General features: G+C 59.6%; 23 protein-coding genes. 12 read left to right on the forward strand and 11 right to left on the reverse strand.

The window, feature by feature from the left end:
* The first annotated feature begins 44 nt into the window (after positions 1-44).
* The 5 genes from QA644_RS26100 to QA644_RS26120 all read left to right on the forward strand — a co-directional run bounded on the left by QA644_RS26100 (position 45) and on the right by QA644_RS26120 (position 5,205).
* Entirely contained in the window at positions 45-1,571 is a 1,527-nt protein-coding gene (locus tag QA644_RS26100) for an ABC transporter substrate-binding protein (RefSeq protein ID WP_283073853.1), read from the forward strand.
* A gap of 81 nt (positions 1,572-1,652) precedes the next feature.
* Positions 1,653-2,594, forward strand: a complete 942-nt coding sequence (locus QA644_RS26105; RefSeq protein WP_074071746.1) for an ABC transporter permease — start codon at positions 1,653-1,655, stop codon at positions 2,592-2,594.
* Positions 2,594-3,463, forward strand: a complete 870-nt coding sequence (locus QA644_RS26110; RefSeq protein ID WP_074071747.1) for an ABC transporter permease — start codon at positions 2,594-2,596, stop codon at positions 3,461-3,463. The genes QA644_RS26105 and QA644_RS26110 overlap by 1 nt, the downstream gene beginning before the upstream one ends.
* Positions 3,464-4,672: an amidohydrolase/deacetylase family metallohydrolase gene (locus QA644_RS26115; RefSeq protein WP_283073854.1), complete on the forward strand. Its 1,209-nt coding sequence runs from the start codon at positions 3,464-3,466 to the stop codon at positions 4,670-4,672.
* 20 nt (positions 4,673-4,692) lie between these two features.
* Positions 4,693-5,205: a RidA family protein gene (locus tag QA644_RS26120; RefSeq protein ID WP_074071749.1), complete on the forward strand. Its 513-nt coding sequence runs from the start codon at positions 4,693-4,695 to the stop codon at positions 5,203-5,205.
* A gap of 12 nt (positions 5,206-5,217) precedes the next feature.
* Here the strand turns inward: QA644_RS26120 and QA644_RS26125 are convergent, their stop codons facing one another.
* Positions 5,218-6,057, reverse strand: a complete 840-nt coding sequence (locus tag QA644_RS26125) for an IclR family transcriptional regulator (protein ID WP_283073855.1) — start codon at positions 6,055-6,057, stop codon at positions 5,218-5,220.
* Between the two features lie 102 nt (positions 6,058-6,159).
* On the opposite strand from QA644_RS26125, the gene QA644_RS26130 reads away from it, so the two are divergent.
* Both QA644_RS26130 and QA644_RS26135 read left to right on the forward strand, forming a co-directional pair.
* Complete coding sequence (locus QA644_RS26130) at positions 6,160-7,356, forward strand: aminotransferase class V-fold PLP-dependent enzyme (RefSeq protein ID WP_194731261.1); 1,197 nt, start codon at positions 6,160-6,162, stop codon at positions 7,354-7,356.
* A gap of 36 nt (positions 7,357-7,392) precedes the next feature.
* Positions 7,393-9,231, forward strand: a complete 1,839-nt coding sequence (locus QA644_RS26135; protein WP_283073856.1) for an ABC transporter ATP-binding protein — start codon at positions 7,393-7,395, stop codon at positions 9,229-9,231.
* On the opposite strand, the gene QA644_RS26140 is transcribed toward QA644_RS26135, so the two are convergent.
* The 3 genes from QA644_RS26140 to QA644_RS26150 form a co-directional block, all read right to left on the reverse strand.
* Positions 9,228-9,530 carry a type II toxin-antitoxin system VapC family toxin gene (locus QA644_RS26140; protein ID WP_283073857.1) on the reverse strand — a complete coding sequence of 101 codons (303 nt, stop codon included), beginning with the start codon at positions 9,528-9,530 and terminating at the stop codon, positions 9,228-9,230. The two genes, QA644_RS26135 and QA644_RS26140, sit on opposite strands and share 4 nt — an antisense overlap.
* Before the next feature lie 121 nt (positions 9,531-9,651).
* On the reverse strand, positions 9,652-9,870 hold the full coding sequence (locus tag QA644_RS26145) for a type II toxin-antitoxin system prevent-host-death family antitoxin (RefSeq protein WP_349254143.1): 219 nt from the start codon (positions 9,868-9,870) through the stop codon (positions 9,652-9,654).
* A gap of 168 nt (positions 9,871-10,038) precedes the next feature.
* Positions 10,039-10,257: a hypothetical protein gene (locus QA644_RS26150; RefSeq protein WP_194731258.1), complete on the reverse strand. Its 219-nt coding sequence runs from the start codon at positions 10,255-10,257 to the stop codon at positions 10,039-10,041.
* A gap of 128 nt (positions 10,258-10,385) precedes the next feature.
* Between QA644_RS26150 and QA644_RS26155 the strand changes: the two genes are divergently transcribed.
* A complete protein-coding gene (locus QA644_RS26155) occupies positions 10,386-11,009 on the forward strand; it encodes a TetR/AcrR family transcriptional regulator (RefSeq protein WP_074071754.1) in 624 nt (207 codons plus the stop codon).
* Between the two features lie 82 nt (positions 11,010-11,091).
* Positions 11,092-11,280, forward strand: a complete 189-nt coding sequence (locus QA644_RS26160; protein ID WP_074071755.1) for a hypothetical protein — start codon at positions 11,092-11,094, stop codon at positions 11,278-11,280.
* Here the strand turns inward: QA644_RS26160 and QA644_RS26165 are convergent.
* Both QA644_RS26165 and QA644_RS26170 read right to left on the reverse strand, forming a co-directional pair.
* Positions 11,277-11,714, reverse strand: coding sequence for a DUF1810 domain-containing protein (locus tag QA644_RS26165; RefSeq protein ID WP_239600864.1), 438 nt, complete (start codon positions 11,712-11,714; stop codon positions 11,277-11,279). The two genes, QA644_RS26160 and QA644_RS26165, sit on opposite strands and share 4 nt — an antisense overlap.
* A 72-nt stretch (positions 11,715-11,786) precedes the next feature.
* Positions 11,787-12,101 carry a hypothetical protein gene (locus QA644_RS26170; protein ID WP_283073859.1) on the reverse strand — a complete coding sequence of 105 codons (315 nt, stop codon included), beginning with the start codon at positions 12,099-12,101 and terminating at the stop codon, positions 11,787-11,789.
* Positions 12,102-12,329: 228 nt separating this feature from the next.
* On the opposite strand from QA644_RS26170, the gene QA644_RS26175 reads away from it, so the two are divergent.
* From QA644_RS26175 to QA644_RS26185, 3 genes are read left to right on the forward strand one after another with little or no spacing between them, the layout of a single operon-like run.
* Positions 12,330-13,700: an amidase gene (locus QA644_RS26175; RefSeq protein WP_283073860.1), complete on the forward strand. Its 1,371-nt coding sequence runs from the start codon at positions 12,330-12,332 to the stop codon at positions 13,698-13,700.
* A 49-nt stretch (positions 13,701-13,749) separates the two neighbouring features.
* Complete coding sequence (locus QA644_RS26180; protein WP_283073861.1) at positions 13,750-14,631, forward strand: TIM barrel protein; 882 nt, start codon at positions 13,750-13,752, stop codon at positions 14,629-14,631.
* Positions 14,628-15,428 carry an aldolase/citrate lyase family protein gene (locus QA644_RS26185; RefSeq protein WP_283073862.1) on the forward strand — a complete coding sequence of 267 codons (801 nt, stop codon included), beginning with the start codon at positions 14,628-14,630 and terminating at the stop codon, positions 15,426-15,428. Before QA644_RS26180 ends, QA644_RS26185 begins: the two co-directional genes overlap by 4 nt.
* Here the strand turns inward: QA644_RS26185 and QA644_RS26190 are convergent.
* The 5 genes from QA644_RS26190 to QA644_RS26210 all read right to left on the reverse strand — a co-directional run bounded on the left by QA644_RS26190 (position 15,425) and on the right by QA644_RS26210 (position 19,611).
* The gene (locus tag QA644_RS26190; protein WP_074071763.1) at positions 15,425-16,105 is read right to left on the reverse strand and encodes a hypothetical protein; all 681 of its coding nucleotides are present in this window, start codon (positions 16,103-16,105) and stop codon (positions 15,425-15,427) included. The two genes, QA644_RS26185 and QA644_RS26190, sit on opposite strands and share 4 nt — an antisense overlap.
* Positions 16,106-16,204: 99 nt before the next feature.
* Positions 16,205-16,504 carry a hypothetical protein gene (locus QA644_RS26195; protein ID WP_239600857.1) on the reverse strand — a complete coding sequence of 100 codons (300 nt, stop codon included), beginning with the start codon at positions 16,502-16,504 and terminating at the stop codon, positions 16,205-16,207.
* Positions 16,505-16,616: 112 nt separating this feature from the next.
* Complete coding sequence (locus tag QA644_RS26200) at positions 16,617-17,258, reverse strand: ThuA domain-containing protein (protein ID WP_283073863.1); 642 nt, start codon at positions 17,256-17,258, stop codon at positions 16,617-16,619.
* Between the two features lie 18 nt (positions 17,259-17,276).
* Entirely contained in the window at positions 17,277-18,377 is a 1,101-nt protein-coding gene (locus QA644_RS26205; RefSeq protein ID WP_283073864.1) for a Gfo/Idh/MocA family oxidoreductase, read from the reverse strand.
* Positions 18,378-18,411: 34 nt separating this feature from the next.
* Entirely contained in the window at positions 18,412-19,611 is a 1,200-nt protein-coding gene (locus QA644_RS26210) for an ROK family transcriptional regulator (protein WP_283073865.1), read from the reverse strand.
* Between the last annotated feature and the right edge of the window lie 188 nt (positions 19,612-19,799).

Here is a 19,799-nt window from a genome sequence, read left to right on the forward strand (position 1 = left end):
GACTTATATAACATAAATATGGAACAACAAACCGGGAGCATGAAATGAAGACTCTAGTCGCATTCCTTCTCGGCACGGCACTCGTCGCCTTGCCGACCACACTGATGGCGCAGGAAAAAGGCGGTATCATCAATGTCGCGACGATCGGCGAGCCGCCGACGCTTGATCCGATGTCCTCGACTGCCGACCTCGTCGGGATCGTCACGCAGCACATCTTCGAGACGCTCTATACCTTCGACAAGAAGTGGAACGTCACACCGCTTCTGGCCGAAAGCCTGCCCAATATCAGCGCGGACGGCAAAAGCTACACGATCAAGCTGCGCACCGGCATCAAGTTCCACGACAACAGCGACATGACGTCGGAAGATGTCGTTGCATCGCTCACCCGCTGGACAAAGATTGCCTCGCGCGGCAAGCAGGCTGCAGGCTTCATCGAAGCGATCGCTGCAGTCGATCAGGCAACCGTCAAGATCACCCTGAGGCAACCCTATGCGCCGCTGACCTCTCTGCTTGCCTTCAACAATTCCGCTGCAATCATCATTCCTTCCGACAAGCAGGACGAGCCGATGAAGGATTTCATCGGAACCGGCCCCTACATGCTGAAGGAGCGCAAGGCCGACCAGTATATTCAGCTCGTTCGCTTTGGCGGCTACAAGTCACGCGATGGCGAGAGCGATGGCTATGGCGGCGCGCGTCACCAGTATCTCGATGAAATCCGCTTCGTTCCGGTGCCGGATCCGAACACCCGCGTCGAGGCTGCCGTCTCCGGCCAGTATGACTATGTCGATTCCATCCCGGTCGAATCCTTCGACAAGCTGAAGGCATCGACGGCCTCACAGCCGATCATCCTCAAGCCCTTCGGCTATCCGGTCTTCGTCTTCAATACCAAGGAAGGCATTGCGAAGAACATCGAGGTCCGCAAGGCGATCCGCCAGGCCCTCAGCATGGAGGACATGCTGGCCGCTGCCTTCGGCAGCACGGATTTCTACACGTTGGACGGCGATATCTATCCGGAAGCCTATTCCTGGCACACGGATGCCGGCGTTGAAGGCAATTACAATGTTGCAAAGCCCGAAGAGGCTGCCGAAGCCTTAAAGAAGACGGGCTACAACGGCGAACCGCTGCGTATCCTCACCAGCCGTCAGTACGAATTCCACTACAAGATGGCGCAGGTTGCAGCGGAGTATCTGAAGCTCGCGGGCTTTACCGTGGACATGCAGGTCGTCGACTGGGCGACGCTGACGCAGCGCCGTGCCGATCCGAAGCTCTGGGACATTTATATCAGCCACAGCCCGTTCCTGCCGGAGCCGGCGCTGATCGGCTCGCTCTCGACCAGCTCGCCGGGGTGGTGGGATACGCCTGCCCGCAAGGCCGCCGTCGATGCCTTCACCTCTGAAGTCGATTCTGCCAAGCGCATCGAACTCTGGGCCAATGTCCAAAAAGCGATCTATGAAGATGCGCCCTTCATGAAGATCGGCGACTTCAACGCCGTTTCGGCGGAATCGAACAAGCTCGAAGGTGTCGATCCCGCTCCGTGGCCGTACTTCTGGAACGCTTCGATCAAGAAGTGACGATTGATCCTCGGGATGCCGGTCCTGCCGGCCGGTATCCCTCTTCGACGGTGCCCGGCTGGGCATAGGGACCGCATTTCAATGATCCGTTACATTCTCCAGCGCCTCTTCGGCATGATGGTTGTGATGTTCCTCGTCGTGACGATTGTCTTTGTCATCGTGCGCGTGACGCCAGGTGATCCGGCAGCCGTCATGCTGGGCCCAGATGCAACGCCTCAGGATATCGCCGAGCTTCGCGGTCGCCTCGGGCTCGATCAGTCGGTCCTGGTGCAATATGTCTATTACATCAGTCAGCTCCTCAGAGGCGACCTCGGGCAATCGATCTTCTTGAACATGCCGGTCACCGCAGCCCTTCTAGACCGCGCCGAGCCGACCTTTTTCCTGACGGTGTTCTCGCTGGCGATCGCCTGCGTCATCGCGCTGCCGATCGGCATTTATGCTGCCTATCGCCGCGGTTCCTTCGTCGATCAGGCGGCCACGACCCTTGCAATGTTTGCGGCAAGCATTCCGAGCTTTTGGCTCGGCCTGATTCTGATGCAGTTCTTCGCCGTGCGCTTCAACTTCTTTCCGGTTTCGGGCTATGGCGGACCGGGCGCGAACTTCTTTGGGCGCATGTATCACCTGACGTTGCCAGCCTTTGCGCTCGGTATTGTTTCCTCGGCGCTGATCTTGCGTTTCACACGTGCCTCGATGCTTGATGTGCTCGGCGACGACTATATCCGCACGGCACGCGCCAAAGGCCTGATCGAACGCCGGGTGATCCTCAAGCACGCGCTCAAGAACGCGTTGATCCCGATCCTAACCGTTATCGGGTTGACTGCGGCGGTGCTGATTTCAGGCGCTGTCGTGACCGAAACGGTCTTCGGTCTTCCAGGTGTCGGCAATCTGGTCGTCTCGGCGGTCCTTCGTCGCGATTACCCGGTCATCCAAGGAGCGCTGCTCATCATTGCAGCCCTCTACGTGCTGATCAATTTTGCGATCGACATGCTCTATCTTTTGGTCGATCCGAGGGTGCGCTACTGATGACGGATATTGCAACACGGCCTGCCTTAAGCGAGGGCAGCAAGTTTCTCCGGCGTTTTCTGAAGCGCAAGACCGTTGCCTTCGGCGTGCTCATCCTCACAGTCTTCGTGCTCTTGGCAATCCTTGCTCCATGGGTCACTCCTTATTCGCCCTCCAAGCTTTCGATCGTCAACCGGCTGAAGCCGCCGAGCGGACTGTTCTTCTTTGGAACGGATGAATTCGGCCGCGACGTCTTCTCGCGAACGATCTTTGCCGGGCGCCTGTCGCTGCTCGTCGGCGCTGCCGTCGTCGTGCTTTCGGCGTTGATCGGGGTGAGCCTCGGTTTGCTTGCCGGCTTCTTCAAGCAATTCGACGCGCCAATCGCCCGGCTGATCGACGCGATGATGGCCTTTCCGGACATTCTGTTGGCGATCGCGCTGGTCGCAGCCCTTGGACCGTCGCTCACCACGGTCATCATCGCGTTGTCGATCGTGTATTCGCCACGTCTTGCGCGTATTGTCCGTGCATCGACGCTGGTCATCCGCGAACTGCCCTATGTCGAGGCCGCGCAAGCACTCGGGATTTCGACCTTCCATATCATGACCCGGCATGTCCTGCGCAATCTGCTTTCGCCGATCCTGGTGCAAGGCACCTTCCTCTTTGCCAGCGCCATGCTGGCTGAAGCCGGCCTTTCCTTCCTCGGCCTGGGCGTCAGCCCCGAAATTCCGACCTGGGGAACGATGATCGCCGCCGGGCGGCAGTATATCGGCCAGGCCGACTGGATGACGCTGTTTCCGGGCGTCGCCATCGTTCTTTCCGTGCTCTCACTGCAGATGGTCGGCGACGGGCTGCGCGACATGCTCGATCCAAAACTTCGAAAGGACCTTTGAATGACCGGGGAACAAGCGCGCAAGCCGCTCCTCCTCTCCAATGTGAAGCCTATGGCCTTTGGTGCTGACACCCCAGGCAGTGCAGTCGATATCCTCATCGACGCCAACGGCCGGATCGCACAGGTCGGTCCGCAGCTTTCAGTCTCTCACGAGATGATCTGCGTCGATGGCAAGGGCGCCTGGATTTCACCGGGCTGGGTCGATCTCCACGTCCACATCTGGCATGGCGGCACCGATATCTCGGTTCGTCCGTCCGAATGCGGTGCCGAGCGCGGCGTAACCACGCTGGTCGATGCGGGTTCTGCCGGTGAAGCCAATTTCCACGGTTTCCGCGAATATATCATCGAGCCATCGCGCGAGCGCATCAAGGCCTTCCTGAACCTCGGTTCGATCGGTCTCGTCGCCTGCAACCGCGTCGCCGAATTGCGGGACATCCGCGACATTGATCTTGACCGCATCCTTGAATGCTATGCTGAAAACAGCGAGCACATCGTCGGCATCAAAGTGCGTGCCAGCCACGTCATCACCGGCTCGTGGGGTGTGACGCCGGTGAAGCTCGGAAAGAAGATCTCCAAGATCCTCAAGGTTCCGATGATGGTGCATGTCGGCGAGCCGCCGGCTCTTTATGATGAAGTCCTGGAGATCCTAGGTCCCGGTGACGTCATCACCCATTGCTTCAACGGCAAGGCCGGTTCGAGCATCATGGAAGACGAGGACCTTTTCGATCTCGCGCAGCGTTGCGCGGGCGAGGGGATCCGCCTCGACATCGGCCATGGCGGCGCCTCCTTCTCCTTCAAGGTCGCGGAAGCCGCAATCAAGCGTGGCCTCTTGCCCTTCTCGATCTCGACGGACCTGCATGGCCATTCGATGAATTTTCCGGTTTGGGATCTGGCGACGACCATGTCGAAGCTGCTTTGCGTCGGCATGCCTTTCGACAAGGTGGTGGCAGCGGTCACGCATGCGCCTGCCTCCGTCATCAAGCTTTCGATGGAAAACAGGCTTGCCGTCGGACAGCGCGCCGATTTCACGGTCTTCGATCTCGTCGATTCCGATGTCGAAGCCACCGATTCCAACGGCGATGTTTCCGTGCTTAAGAAGCTGTTCGAGCCTCGCTATGCGGTGATCGGCAGCGAGGCGATTGCCGCAAGCCGTTACATTCCGCGTGCCCGCAGGCTCGTGCGCCACAGCCACGGTTATTCCTACCGCTAAAAGCCAGAACAGAAATCCGCATGTCAGGAGTTTGCGTGAACATGTCTCCAGCCAACGCCAAGCCGGCAAGCTCGCCCTATGAAAGGCTTGCCGCGCTCGGTATAGAGCTTCCGCCCGCGCCGCCGCCGATCGCCCATTTCGTGACGCACGTGCTGGAGGGTAATATTCTTTACCTCTCCGGTCAGGGGCCGCGCGAGGCCAACGGCTTTCTATATTCTGGCAAGGTCGGCGCTGAAATCGGCGTCGAGGATGCCTATAGACATGCGCGGCTCACCGGCATCAATCTTCTTGCCGTCATGCATGATGCGCTTGGCGATCTTTCCCGGGTAAAGCGCGTCGTGAAGCTGCTCGGCATGGTCAACGCCGTGCCGCAGTTTGCAGACCATCCAAGCGTCATCAACGGATGCTCGGATCTCTTCGTCGACGTTTTTGGAAAAGACACCGGCAGTCATGCCCGTTCGGCGGTTGGCTTCGGCTCGCTGCCGGGTAACATCACTGTCGAAATCGAGGCGATCATCGCCTTGCGTGATTGAAGAGGGGAGAGCCTAATGGTTGCGCCAGCCCATGACCTTTTCGATGCGTTCGGCCGATGTCCGCACGTGCGCGGTATAGTGGTTCTCGTCGGAAAAGGCCTTCTGTTCTGGAAGGACAATGGAAATGGTCGCGACGCATTGGCCATCTCTGTCGCAGATCGGCGAAGCGATGCAGGCGACCGCATAGTCGGACTCGCCGGCCTGGATCGACAGGCGAGACTGAAACGCCGCACCCGCCGAGGCGGAAAGCACGCCGGGGTCCATTTCGGCGCGGCCGGTCGGCGAGGATTTGGCGCAGCGCTTGAAAAGTTCGATGCGCTCCTCTTCCGGCAGGTGGCCGACAAGCAGGCGGCCGGATGCGGTCCAGTTCAGCGGAACGCGTGTGCCGACACGCGAAGCGACCTGGAAATGGCTCGGGCCGTCAGCCATGGCAAGCACGAGCATATAGTCGCCGTCGCGGCCGCAAACCTGAACGGTTTCGCCCGCCTGACGGCAAAGATCGTGCATCTCATGCGTCGCGACGCTCATGAAATCGAGCGAGCGGGCATAGGCAAGGCCGTAATGGTAGAGCCGCGAACCGAGCCAGATCGTGCCGTCGCCATTGCGCGTCAGCATGTTCTTTTCGACCAGATCATCAACGATGACGTAGACGGTGGAGAGCGGCGCCTTCACAGCCTTGGCGATTGCATAGACTCCCGTCGGAGAGCCGGTTTCGTAAAGGTGATCAATGACCTGCAGCGCGCGGTCGATACCGCTCACCCGCGAGCGACGTGCGCCCTTACCGCCGGGTTCTTCAATGGGTGCCTCGTCTTCGGAGTAAACTACTGATGATGTCTTGCCGTCCAATTCCACGCTCCTCGTATGCGGGCATGAGTCTATTACATTACTATGGGATAGCCGTCGAGGATACAAGCTGCAACACTCGCCATCTCGCCATTCAATCTGGAGATACACATGTCTGATGACATTCGCACGTCTATCGGCCTTCGTCCGGTCATCAACGTTTCCGGCACGATGACCAGCCTCGGCGCATCGATCGTCGTCCCCGAGGCAATCGCGGCCATGTCGTCGATCCTGCCGCAATTTGTCGAAATCAACGATCTGCAGCGCAAGGCCAGCGCCGTCATTGCCCGGTTGACGGGTGCGGAAGCCGGTTTCGTGACGGCATCCTGCTCCGCGGGCATTTCCCTGGCCGTCGCAGGTGCCATCACCGGCAACAACCTGCTGGCGATCGAGAAACTGCCGGATGTGACGCCAGAAAGGAACGAGGTTCTGGTGCAGATGGGCCATGTTGTGAGCTATGGCGCACCCGTCGATCAGGCGATCCGCCTTGCTGGCGCCAAGGCGGTGCTGATCGGTCAGGCGACATCGACCCATCGTTTTCACATGGAAAATGCAATCACCGAAAGGACGGCTGCGGCCGTCTACGTCGTGTCGCACCACGTCGTCGACTATGGCCTTCTGAACCTCAAGGAATTCGTCGAGATCGCCCACGCCAAGCGCGTGCCGGTCATCGTCGATGCGGCGTCGGAGTACGACCTGCGTGTTTTCCTGGAGCAAGGCGCGGATATCGCGCTCTATTCCGGTCACAAATTCCTCGGCGGTCCGACCTCCGGCATCGTCGCCGGCAAAAAGGAACTGGTGCGCAACGCCTTCCTGCAGAACATGGGCATCGGCCGGGGCATGAAGGTCGGCAAGGAAAGCATTTTCGGCGCTATGGCCGCCCTGGAGGCTTGGGAAATGCGTGACCACACCGGCATTCGCGAACGCGAAACGGGCTACCTCAATCTCTGGAAGCAGATGTTGGACGACCGCCCCGGCGTAACCGCGCTGATCGAACCCGATCCGACCAAGAATCCGCTTGATCGCCTGCGCGTCATCCTCAAACCGGAGGAAGCCCATATCACCGCCTGGGATCTGGCCGACGCGCTGGCGCGCGGGACGCCGCCGATCATCGTCCGCGACCACGAAGTCGAGCATCAGTATTTCTATCTCGACCCCTGCAACCTGCACCCAGGCCAGGAAAAGATCGTTGCCAGCCGTTTGGCCGAAGAACTGGACAAGGCGCGCGCCTCCAACGAGATCATCGCAACGCCTATCGAAATCCGCGGCAAGCGCCGGTTCGACGCTGTGTTGCGCTGGCCTGATTGATCTTCCCGGCTTTCAGGCATCCAAGAGGAACCGAACATGGCAGGCTTTCAGGCGCAGACGATCCAGCAGGCAGAACCCGTTCTCTCCGTCGAGAATCTCACGACATCGTTTCTCGTCGAGGGCGAGTGGAAGCCTGTCGTCCGCGATGTTTCCTTTCGCGTAGCGCCGGGCGAAACGGTTGCAATCGTCGGCGAGTCGGGTTCTGGCAAGAGCGTCACGTCGCTGTCGATCATGCGGCTACTGCAGCCGGATACGAGCCGGATCGAAGGCAAGATCATGCTTGGCGACCGCAATCTGCTGGCGCTTCCGGAAAGTGGCATGCGGCAGGTGCGCGGCAATGACGTCTCGATGATCTTTCAGGAGCCGATGACGAGCCTCAACCCGCTCTTTACGATCGGCGACCAGATTTCCGAAGCGCTGCTTTGCCATTCGGCCATGTCGAAGACCGAAGCGCGAGCCGAAGTGATCCGGCTTCTGGAAAAGGTCCGCATTTCCTCCGCTGCCTTGCGTTTCGATGAATATCCGCACCGTTTTTCCGGCGGCATGCGCCAGCGTGTGATGATCGCCATGGCGCTTGCCTCCAAACCGAAGCTGCTGATTGCCGACGAACCGACGACGGCGCTCGACGTCACCATCCAGGGGCAAATCCTCGATCTCATCAAGATGCTGCAGGAGGAGGAAGGAACCTCTGTTCTCTTCATCACCCACGACATGGGCGTCGTTGCCGAAATAGCCGACAGAACTGTGGTGATGTATCGCGGCGAGCAGGTTGAAACGGGGGCGACGGCCGACATCTTCCATCGCGGCCGCCACCCCTACACCCGCGCGCTGCTTTCCGCCGTGCCGGTGCTGGGCTCAATGCAGGGGCACGAAAGGCCGCTGCGTTTTCCCGTCGTCAATGCAGCGACAGGCGAATGCGACATTCCGGCGGAAGTCGGCGACACGGTTGCTGCTTCAGCAAGGCCGGTCTTGGAGGTGCGAAACCTCACGAAGCGTTTTGATATCCACTCTGGCCTCTTCGGCCGCTTGACCGGACGCGTGCATGCCGTTGAAAACGTTTCCTTCGATCTCTTTGCCGGTGAGACGCTGTCTTTGGTCGGCGAATCCGGCTGCGGAAAATCGACGACCGGCCGCGCCATAATGCGGCTGATCGAACCGCAGAGCGGGTCAGTGAAGGCCGATGGCAGGGACGTGCTGGCACTCGACAAGAACGGGATGCGCGCGATGCGCAAGACCGTGCAAATGATCTTTCAGGATCCGTTCGCCAGCCTCAATCCGCGCATCCGCGTCGGCGCGGCGATCGCCGAGCCTTATCTTGAACACAAGATGGGAACGGCAAAGCAGGCCAAAGAGAAGGTCGCCGACCTTCTGGAAAAGGTCGGCCTTTCAGCCGATATGGCGTCGCGCTTTCCGCACGAGTTCTCCGGCGGTCAGCGTCAGCGCATCTGCATTGCCCGGGCGCTGGCGCTCGATCCGAAGGTGATCGTCGCCGATGAAAGCGTCTCGGCCCTCGACGTCTCGATCAAGGCGCAGGTCATCAATCTGATGCTGGACCTGCAGCAGAGCCTCAACCTCGCCTTCCTGTTCATCTCGCATGACATGGCCGTCGTCGAACGCGTCAGCCATCGTGTTGCGGTCATGTATCTCGGTGAGATCGTCGAGATCGGCCCGCGCGCTGCCATCTTCGGCAACCCGCAGCACCCTTATACGAAGATGCTGATGGCGGCCGTTCCCGTGCCCGATCCGGATCGCCGGCGCGAGAAGCGGATGGCGGCCAATGACGAGATCAAAAGTCCGATCCGGGCAGTGGACTACAAAATCGTGCCGCTGGAGTACCATACGGTTTCGCCGGGGCATCTGGTGGCGATCAGCTAGATCAGCTCTGTCCGGATCCCCAAAATGTCTCCACTTTCCGCCATTCCGCGATCAAGGGTAAGGACCGTGGCGTGGCGGTGAGTGGCGATCGCCAGATGCAGAGCGCCTCCCGAACGGAGATTGACTGCCGGTCGACCAATGAAGACAGTTGCATTGCGGAAATGCTCACGCTCTACCGGCAGAACTCCGAAAGTATCGGCTATCAGGAAATCAAACGCCTGTATAATCCTCGAGCGGTGTTCTTCTTCCAGTTGACGTGTGCGAACTTTGAGCGCGATCGCCGAGGCGACTTCAGTCAAAGACCAATCGCTAATCAGGAGTACCTGCTCGGCTGTGCATCGGTCTAAGACGGCGCTTGCGCGATCGCTGGCTTCCTCATCGTCAAGACAGCAACGATGACGGAAGTGTCGAGATAGAACATCAGTAGCGATCGGTATCACGTATTTGGTGGACAAAATCGCCTGCGCTTATCTCCTGCCGCGGTTGCGACGCGCGGAGCGCCTTCAATTGCGCTACGTCAACCGGCTTGTTTGGCTTTCGGATTGGTACAATCTCTGCCGCCGGCTTGCGACGTTTCAATATCTGCACGGTCTCGCCCGCCTCAACGCGCTGAACCAATTCACTCTGATGCGCCTTCACGTTCGCCAAGTTGTCATCATGAATTCCTTATGACTATCTGGACGTCATATGACGGGAAAATGGGCCGTACGCAGTTACTGGCCGCCTCCACGGTGGCGCGAATACAGCGAAAGCCGCCGTTGGGGGAAGACGGCAGCTCTCGCACGGGGCAGGGAAGGTCCCCGGAAGTCAGCAAAAGCAGGAAACGGTCGTCGGGTTCACGCCGGCGCGATTGGCGATCGCGTTGATGAGGCCACCCACCTTGGAGGCATTCGGTTCGCGTTTGCGGGCTGCCGTTTCCAGGAGTTGCTTGAAATCGTCAAGCTTCACGCCATCGGCGCGCATCACCATGGCGATCAGCGGGTCGCGAAGGGCTTCGGATATCGTGAGGTCACTGGTCTTTCTCATGGTTCGTCCTCCTTTCGTGGGCGGTCGCCCGTGTTCCGCTGACGCCGCCAGCCCTCTCGGCATTGACTTGTACGATCAGCGGTGTTACCGGTAAGTAACAATGCATTTGTTACCGATCGGTCACATCTATGTCAAGGACTTCGTCCGCAAAAAAATCCGAAACTTCGCATGAAATCCCAAACGTGCTGACAAACGAGAAAATCCCACCGAGGGAACGCATCGTCTCGACGGCTTCTGAGCTTTTCCGCGAACATGGCATCCGCGGCATCGGCGTCGATGCGATTGCAGATGCGGCGCTCACCAACAAGATGACGCTCTACCGGCATTTCGGCTCGAAGGACGAGCTCGTCTGCGAGACGCTGCGTCGCGCCTCCGAAAAGGCCGAAGCGATCTGGCGTGATCTCGAGGCGACGCATCCGGGCAACCCCCGGGCGCAGCTCGACGCGTGGGTTCAGGGGCGGGCTGAGTGTCTGAACGGAGAGCCGGCCGGCTGCGATCTTGCCAATGCGGCGATCGAACTAAAGGGTGAGGGACACCCTGCCCATGAGGTGATCGAGCGCCATAAGGCCGAGCAGCGTCAACGCCTTGAAGAGCTTTGTTCCGCCGCCGGGGCTCGGGAGCCTCAACTTCTTGCTGACACTCTGACACTCCTTTTGGAAGGCGCCCGCGTTACCCGGCAGGCGATGGGCAGCGACGGTTGCTGCAGCCACTTCTCAAAAGCCTGCAGTGCGGCAATTGCATCGCTCTGCTAAGCCTTGGGCTATATCGGAACCTTCCATCTTCGAGATCGTTGTCCAGCTTGATGAGGAAGGCAATATTGGAGGTGGTAGAGATATGAACTACACCTATCTCCATCGTCTGTATGCCAAGCGCGCCGAACTGGAATCCAAACTCGAGCTTCACGATGCGCGCAATTGTTTTGGCGAGGAAGAAGTTGAGGATGGCACGCAATCCGATCTGCGCGAGCGCCTCAATGAAATCTCCGACGAGATTGCAGCGCTGGAACAGTCTCCCGGCCGTTAAGTCGCGGCATTGAGGATTTCTATCGTCCGCTCGTCGAATTTTCCGCCGTAGAACCGATCGATTGCTTCATGAAACAGCGAACCTTGATCACTGACGGCTGCAAAAAGCGTCAGTGAAGAGCGAAGTTTGAGATCATCCGGGGACCCGAAAATCTCGCGCGCCGTGCATCCTTTGACCGAGAGGATCGCTTGGACGCAGCGAAGAAGTCGGGCGCCCAAAATGGGGTTGCTCAAATAGGCGGCAGCTTCCTCTGCTGAGCGGATCGCATATTTCTTGGCCATCGCCGACGAGCCTAGCCCGGCAATCTGCGGGAAGATGAACCACATCCAGTGCGAGCGTTTCCGCCCCGCGCCAAGTTCTTGCAGGGCCTGGTCATACATCCCGTCCTGTGCATCGATAAAGCGCCCGAGATTGTAATCGACGTGACCGGCCATGGTTTTCTCTCCTTCTGGTGCGACACATCGAAGGCAGCAGACTTCCATGCAGTGGGCCGTAGCGATCCGAAGTCAACACCTCTTCTCCGCGAAAGGGCTGTATTCCCGGCAAGAATCCAGGCTGCCATGAGATGATGCGAATGTCGCAGGCGCAGCAATAGCACCGGTCACCTCAGGCGATACCGAAGAATTAAGGTGCCCAGTCAGTCCGGCAACACCGAGAAGGACAAAGGCGCCGACCACAAGCAGCCGTTCACCCAGAGAGAGCTTCTGCGCGTTGAGGTGTTCCACATAATCGCGCTCACCTTCGCTGGTGGCTTGTGCGTTTGTTGGGTGATGTGCCACCATATCTTTGTGGCGCGGGTTCAAAATATCGTGGTGCGTCATTTTTATTGCTCCTGCGGCACAGCGGGACCGGGTGGATCAAAATATGATGCCCGGTGGGGGGCCCGCGTGTCGGGTGGATGTGGTCGTGCATGGGGCAGAGTTGAAGAGCCGATCTGCAAACTCAGTGTTCAGAAAATCAGACCAATCGCGGATACCACGGTAAACAGGCTGGTCCGCAGCGACGATCCGCGATAGGTCAAGGGGAACGATGCCTTTACGGATTCTCCCATGACCAAGCCATTCGGCGCGATGACTGTCGCGCAACTGTCGGTCCTCATTCAGAGCGGCGCTGCTGATCCGGTCGAGGTCGTGCGGTCGATCTTCGAGTGCATCGAAGGCCATCCCGACAAGGCGGTCTTCACGGTGCTTCTAAAGGAACGGGCCATTGACGAGGCCAAAGCGTCCTCCCTGCGCATCCGTAGGGGCTGCTCACTAGGCGCGCTCGATGGTATCCCGATCGCATGGAAGGATCTCTTCGACATCGAGGGCCTTGCAACCACAGCCGGGTCGAAAGTGTTGGCGAGCACTGCGCCGGCGGCAAGCGATGCAGCGATCGTTATGGCGCTTAAGCGGGCCGGAATGATTGCGGTGGGGCGAACGAATATGAGCGAATTCGCCTTTTCAGGCCTCGGCATCAATCCGCATTACGGCACGCCGCATAACTCCCACGGCCTTGACGTGCCGCGCATCCCGGGTGGCTCTTCTTCAGGGGCAGCTGTGGCTGTCGGCGCCGGCCTCGTACCGGTCGCGATGGGAACCGATACGGGCGGGTCAGTCCGTATCCCGGCCGCACTCAACGGCCTCGTGGGCTATAAGGGAACGCGCGGCCGATATTCCATGGATGGCGTCTTTCCCCTTGCAAAGAGCTTGGATTCGCTTGGTCCACTCTGCCGAACAGTCAAAGATGCCGTGTGGATCGATGCTGCGATGCGCGGCCTGACCTCATCCGAGGTGTGTGCCCGTCCGCTGAAGGGCATTGAGATTGCCATTCCCACAAATGTGGTCTTCGACGGCGTCGAGCCGGGCGTCGCGGCTGCCTTCGACGCGGCGGTGGAACGGCTGGCGAGGACCGGGGCCATCATCAGCCGCATGACGATGCCCGCTTTCGACCAAATCTTGACTTCGATGACCCGTTACGGAGCGCTGGTAACCGCCGAAGCTTTCGCGCTGCATCGCGAGCGTCTGGCCGGACCGGAGGCTGCGGGCATGGATCGTCGCGTTGTCATGCGCACGCGTCTCGGCGAAAAGACAGGAATGCCGGACTATATCGCAATCCTCGAGATTCGTGAGCGGCTCATCGCCGAATGCAAGCAGCTGATCGGCGACCGGCTGCTTGCATTCCCGTCCGTCGCCCATGTGGCGCCGCCGATCGCGCCTCTGGAGATGGATGACGACCTCTTTTTTGCGACGAATGCCAAGACACTGCGAAACACGGCGCTCGGCAATTTTCTCGATTGGTGCGGCGTGTCGATCCCGTGTGGCGCCGGCGATGCCGGGATGCCGGTCGGCTTCCTGTTGTCGGCGCCGGCCAATGGCGACGAGGCGCTGCTTGGTGCCGCACTTTCTGCAGAAGCCGTCATTCGCGGCGATTTCGTTTGAAGGGCCAAGCCTTCAATGCCTAGGATGGAAACAAACGAGGAGGGCGATGATGGCGCAGGCTTTGCCGAACGGCCGTTTTGCAGTTTCTACATGGTCGTTGCATCGCCTCCTTGGACCGGTTTATCCCAATAGTCCTGATCAGGAAACAAGTGCGGCGCGCAAGGAACCTTACGGCCCGGGTGTGGCCTCTCTGATCGAGTTGCCGCAGCAACTTGCCGAGCGTGGCATTCACCGGCTTGAGGTCTGCTCCTTTCACCTGCCGAGCCTTGAGGCAGGTTATCTCGATGACCTCCGCGGTGCGATGAAGGCATCGGGCGTGCTCTTTCAGACCCTCCTGCTTGAGGACGGCGACCCGAGTCACGCTGATCATGCCAAACGCGACGCAGCGTGGATGGCCGGCTGGATCGAAAGGGCGGTCGTGGTGGGAGCGAAGAACTTACGCGTAATTGCGGGCAAGCAGCCGCCAACCGAAGAAAATCTGAGCCGGGCTTTGAAGCATCTGAGGCAACTGGCGAAGGAAGCCGATGGCAGTGGGGTGCGCATCGTCGTCGAAAACTGGTTCGACCTTCTGCCTTCGCCTCGGCAGATGAACTGGCTGCTGGACGGGCTTGAGGGCAAGGTCGGGCTCAATGGCGATCTTGGCAACTGGACTGCGCCCGAAAAATACGCGGACCTTTCCGACATCATGTGCCGCGCGGAACTTTGTCATGCGAAGGCGGATTACAATGCCTCCGGTCTGGATGCTGCTGACTACCTCATGAGCCTGGAGGCTTGCGGCGCTGCGGGTTACGTCGGACCGTTCACGCTGATTTACGATTCACCGTTTTTCCCAGACGAGTGGGACGGAATCTTGTTGCAGAAAACATTCATCGAGGAATTTCAAGATCAGCAAACACGCGCTCGCCTGAGCAGTGAATGGAGAACGACATGACGGAGACACCGGCAATCGACAGTTTCGCGGACAGGATCAGGACAGACGGGCATGCCGGCCTGGTTTCCGCCTGGATCGGTATACCCGAACCGATGGTCGTCCATCATCTGGCGCAGGAAGATTTCGATTCCGTCGTGCTCGATATGCAGCACGGCATGTGGGATATGGCTTCAGCATCGAATGCCGTTACGCAATGCCGTTCTGCGGGAAAACCGGCAATCGCGCGCATCCCGGTTGGCGATTTCGCTTCGGCCTCACGGCTGCTCGATGCTGGTTGCACCGGCATCATCGCGCCAATGGTCAATTCGGTCTCAGATGCGAAAGCGCTTGTGCGGTTTGCGAAGTATCCGCCGCTTGGCGAGCGAAGCTGGGGACCGACGTTGGCGCTCAACCACATGAAGCTCTCGGCAGATGAATACCTGCGCACCGCCAACCGGTTGACGCTGACGATTGCGATGGTGGAGACGCGGGCAGCACTTGATGCCGTCGACGGCATCCTTGGTGTCGAAGGCATCGACGGCGTCTTCGTCGGGCCATCCGATTTGTCGATTGCCCTTTCAAACGGTGCAAGGCTCGCGCCCGACACCGACGAGATCGACAAGGAACTGGCGCACATTGTCGCGCGGTGCCGAGCACACAAGAAATTCACCTGCGCCTTCGGCAGCAATGGCAAGCGTGCTGGCGAGCTGTTGAGGCTCGGTTGCGATCTTGTTGTTGCGAGCGCCGATACGACGCAACTGCGCGCTGGCGCTGCCAGTGCGATCGCCGCGGCCCGGACGGTTGCCTCCGGCCACTAGGCGGACGATTTGACAGCAAGCCAAATGACGTGGCGCGCCCCGCCGCGCTTGCCGTTGGCGCGTGTATTGACCGTGTCCACCGAAAAGCCGCTGTCGCGCAGCTTGCGGCTGAAGCTCGCGTTGGGGCCGGAAGACCAGACGGCAAGAACGCCGCCAGAGCGCAGCGCTTCGCGAGACGCTCGCAGGCCGTTGAAATCATAAAGCCGATCATTGGATTTGCGGGTCAGCCCGTCCGGCCCATTGTCGACATCGAGCAGGATTGCGTCGAAGCTCGCTTTCACTGAGTGGATCACCTCTCCGACGTCGCCTTGATGGATTAAGACGCGCGGATCCTCGAGGCATCCCTTAAAAACCTCCGCCATTGGCCCGCGCGCCCAGGCGACCACGGTCGGAACCAGTTCAGCGACAACCACTTCGGCTTCCGCGGGTAGGACCGCGAGTGCTGCGCGCAAGGTGAAGCCCATGCCGAGGCCGCCGATGAGGACCTTCGGGCGTCTGTGGCCTTTTATGCGATCCCAGGAAAGCGTTGCAAGCGCTTCTTCGGATCCGCTGAGACGGCTGTTCATCAGTTCGTTCGAGCCGAGCATGATGGAGAATTCGCGGCCACGCTGCTTCAGGCGCAATTCTCCGCCGTCCCCGGGGATGATCGTGGAGTCGAGCTGTATCCAAGGTAACATTGCGGCAAGGCCTCACGGAAATTCGTGGTCTCCCCTAACACGAAATGCATGCCGGCGAGATAGAAATTGGCGTAGCGGCTTGCTGCGCCCGCGGTTGTCCTATTGCGGGCACGCCTGGCTGTAGCGGCTTGTCTTGGCCGCAACGCCGCGTTTCGGCGGCGGGCAGCGCCTGACATCGGTCGGGCCGGTGTTGCGCGGAATGACGACATCGACGCTGCCGGTTTCTACCGGATCAAGCGGAATGACGAGACCATTCGTCGTTGGGCTTTCCGGCGAGGTTCCGAGAGGAGGAGTGCCGTCAATGCGCCCGGTATAATCCGTGCCCATATTGGATTGCGCCAACACGGGACCGGCTATGCCGAGAAAGACAATCGAAGTCACCGCGAAAATCGTGCGCATGATCAAAATCCTTTCGAGCTGATCAACGCGGCAACAACGGCAAAGGCGGCCATTTGTTCCGGACCGTTCCGATCACATCGCAGAGAGCGCTTCGCCTTCTAGGCCAGCGGGTTTAGCGCGCTGCCCAGTTGGCGCCGCGCCGGAAGATAGACTTCATCTGCGGCACGCCGAATTCCTTGGACTGATGGCCGAGCGAGGAATAGAAGACGCGGCCTTTCCCGTATTTCCGCTTCCAGACGACCGGCATTACCGCGCCGTCAATCCAGTAGGCATGATCACCTGTGAACGTCGTCGTCGCCAGCACCTCGTTCGAGGGGTCGACATGCATATAATATTGCTCCGACGTATAGGGAAAATCGCTGATCCCTTCCATGACCGGGTCGTCCGGCCGCGTGATGTTTACCGTGTAGTCGATGATGTTGCCCGGATGGGCGACCCATTGGCCGCCGATGATGAACTGATATTCGACGCACTCGCGGAAGCTGTCGCCCGCACCGCCGTGATAGCCGGCGATGCCGACGCCGTTTTCGATCGCAGCAGCGAGATTCTTGATCTCTTCCTTTTCGATCTTCGACATGGTGACGATTGGCACGACGAGGCTCAGATCATGCACCGACGGATCGGCGAAGGCTTCGGTGCTGTGCTCTACATAGACCTTGAAGCCGTCCTCCTGAAGCATGTCCTTGATGATGGCCGCGCATTCCTGTGGTTCGTGGCCGCTCCAGCCGCCCCAGACGATCAGTGCTTCGCGCATGTTCTTTCCTCCTGAATATTACTTGCCCAACCGTCCATTGATAAGGGAATCCGACAGCGGCGCCGGGCGCTCCGTCTCTGTGGCAATCGTGACCGTGCGGCCGGTTTCGGAGGCCGCGTGAAACGCCTCCATGACTTCGAGAACGTGCAACGCGAGGCTGCCGTTTGCCCGGTGCGGGCGATTGGAACGGATGGCGTGTGCAAGATCTGCAACGCCGAGCGAGCGGTAGTTGCCGTCTGCGTAAGGCGCTGTCAGTTCCTGCGGTTCGAAGCTTCCGCCCTTTTTCAGAAGCTGGACCTCGCCGCCGAAATGGTTCGGGTCGGGAACGATCAGCGTGCCTTCCGTGCCATAGAGTTCAAGCGGCACATGCTTGTGCCCGGCGACGTCGAAACTCATGCCAATCTGAACGACCGCCCCGTTGGCAAAGGCCATGATGCCGACGACATGGGTTGGCACGTGCACTGGAATATGCTCGCCGCTGTGCGGCTCGCTGGTGATGATACGCTCCTTGCGGGGCGCAATCGCAAAGCCCGCGACCTGCGCTACCGGTCCGAAGAGATTGACGAGATCGGTGATGTAATAAGGTCCCATGTCGAGCATCGGCCCGCCGCCGACCTCGTAGTAGAAGGCCGGGTTCGGGTGCCATCGTTCGTGGCCGGGGCACATGAAAGTGGCCGTACCGCCGACGGGCTGGCCGATCACGCCCTTGTCGATCAGGGCACGCGCCGTCTGATGCCCGCCGCCGAGAAAGGTATCGGGTGCCGCGCCGATGCGAAGGTTTTTCGCTTTCGCGGCTTCAGCGAGCTTTTTCCCTTCCGCGAAACTAATTCCGAGGGGCTTTTCCGAATACGTGTGTTTTCCTGCTTCAAGTGCCTGCAGGCCGACTGCCACATGCGCTTTCGGTATCGTCAGGTTGACGACGACTTCGATCTTTGGATCGGCAAAGATCTCGTCGACGTTTTTCGCCGGGACGTTGAATTCGGCGGCTTTTGCCTCCGCCAGGGATCGGTTGAGATCGGCGATGCCGCGGATATCGAGGATCGGGAAAGAGGCCATGGCCTTGAGGTATGCGCCCGAGATATTGCCGCATCCGATGATGCCGATGCCGACTGTCTCCATGATTTCCTCCCAATCGATTTTACAGTTACAGTTTTTAGAGTGCCGGCCCCGTCGTGTTCCAAGGCGACTCGTAGAGTTCGTAAAGGGCAACGGCTGCCGCACCTTGCGCCCAGAAATCGTCTGTGGAGTCGTCGAAGATAAGTTCGGTAACGCCCTTTAAGGATGGCGGGATCGCAAGTGCATAGGCATCGCGCAGGCTGTTCAGAAAGGGCTCGCCGAGCGCCAGGCTGGAGCCGACGAGGATCACGCGCGGCGGGGCAAAGAGCGTGACGATGTTGGCAATCGTCAGCCCGACGGCCTCGCCGGCGCGGACGGCGGCGCCGATGAGGACATTGTCCTCCGCCTTAATCAGCGCCTGAGCGTGGGCCATGCCGCGGCCGAGACGGATTGCTTCGGCAAAACGCCCGTCGGCCTGCTGTTCGCCAAGGATTGCACTTTCGCCAGCCTGGCTCGACAGCCGCACCGTGCCCTGCGCCCCCGTGCCGAGCACGAGATCGCCGAGATTGTGGCTGAGGCCGCCGGCACCGCGGAAGAGTTGATTGCCGTGCAGCACGCCAAGCCCGAGCGTCTGTTCCAGGGAGATCAACACCATATCCTCGAGATCTCGCGCCTTGCCGAACCAGTGATGGGCAAGGGTGATTGCATGCGCATCGCTCTCGATGATGGTCGGCGTCCCAAGCCGCGCAGTCATCTCCGAGGCGAAATCGACATTCGTATCCCGAAAGATGGGGCTGCTGCGAACATGGCCGGTGCGATGCTCGATAACGCCCGGAAGGCCAAGGCAAACGGTATCGACATCTTCCAGCGACAAGCCGGCATCCACGACGCAGCGGCGTACGCCATCCTCCACCAGGTCGGCGATGACTGTGATCGGCTGCCGGTCGATGCGGATCGGCAGGGTGAGTTTCGAAAGCACGTCTCCGCGGAAATCGGTGAGGACGAAAACGAGCCGGCTTGCCGCAATTTTTGCACCGACGACGCGCGCGGCATCCGGGTTCAATTCCAGCATCACACGGGGACGGCCGCGGGCCGCCTCGTTGCGGATGTCGCCTTCGTGACGCGGCAGAATGAGCCCGTCATCGAGAAGCGAGGCGGTAATTGCCGATACCGTCGTGGTCGAAAGTTCGGTGCGTTCGCTGATCTCCACACGTGCGATCGGTCCGTGGCGGCGGATCGTGTCCAGCACGTTCAAGCGATTGATCGCGCGCATTAACTCAGGATCTGCGGTCTTCATGAAAACTAGCCGGGCAATCGCTTTGCTTCAGGGCTCAGCCCCGATTATTTTCGACGGAATACAAATTAAATAACAGGCAGTTTGCGGATGCTGTCAAGCAGATTTGCCAAAAAATCGGCCCAATCGGGTTGACATCAGTCAGAGCTGCGTTGAATTATTCCGCATAGGGGAAAAATTAGTGAGGACAT

It is taken from the genome of Rhizobium sp. CC1099, assembly GCF_029714385.1.
In the GTDB taxonomy this organism is placed as follows: domain Bacteria; phylum Pseudomonadota; class Alphaproteobacteria; order Rhizobiales; family Rhizobiaceae; genus Rhizobium.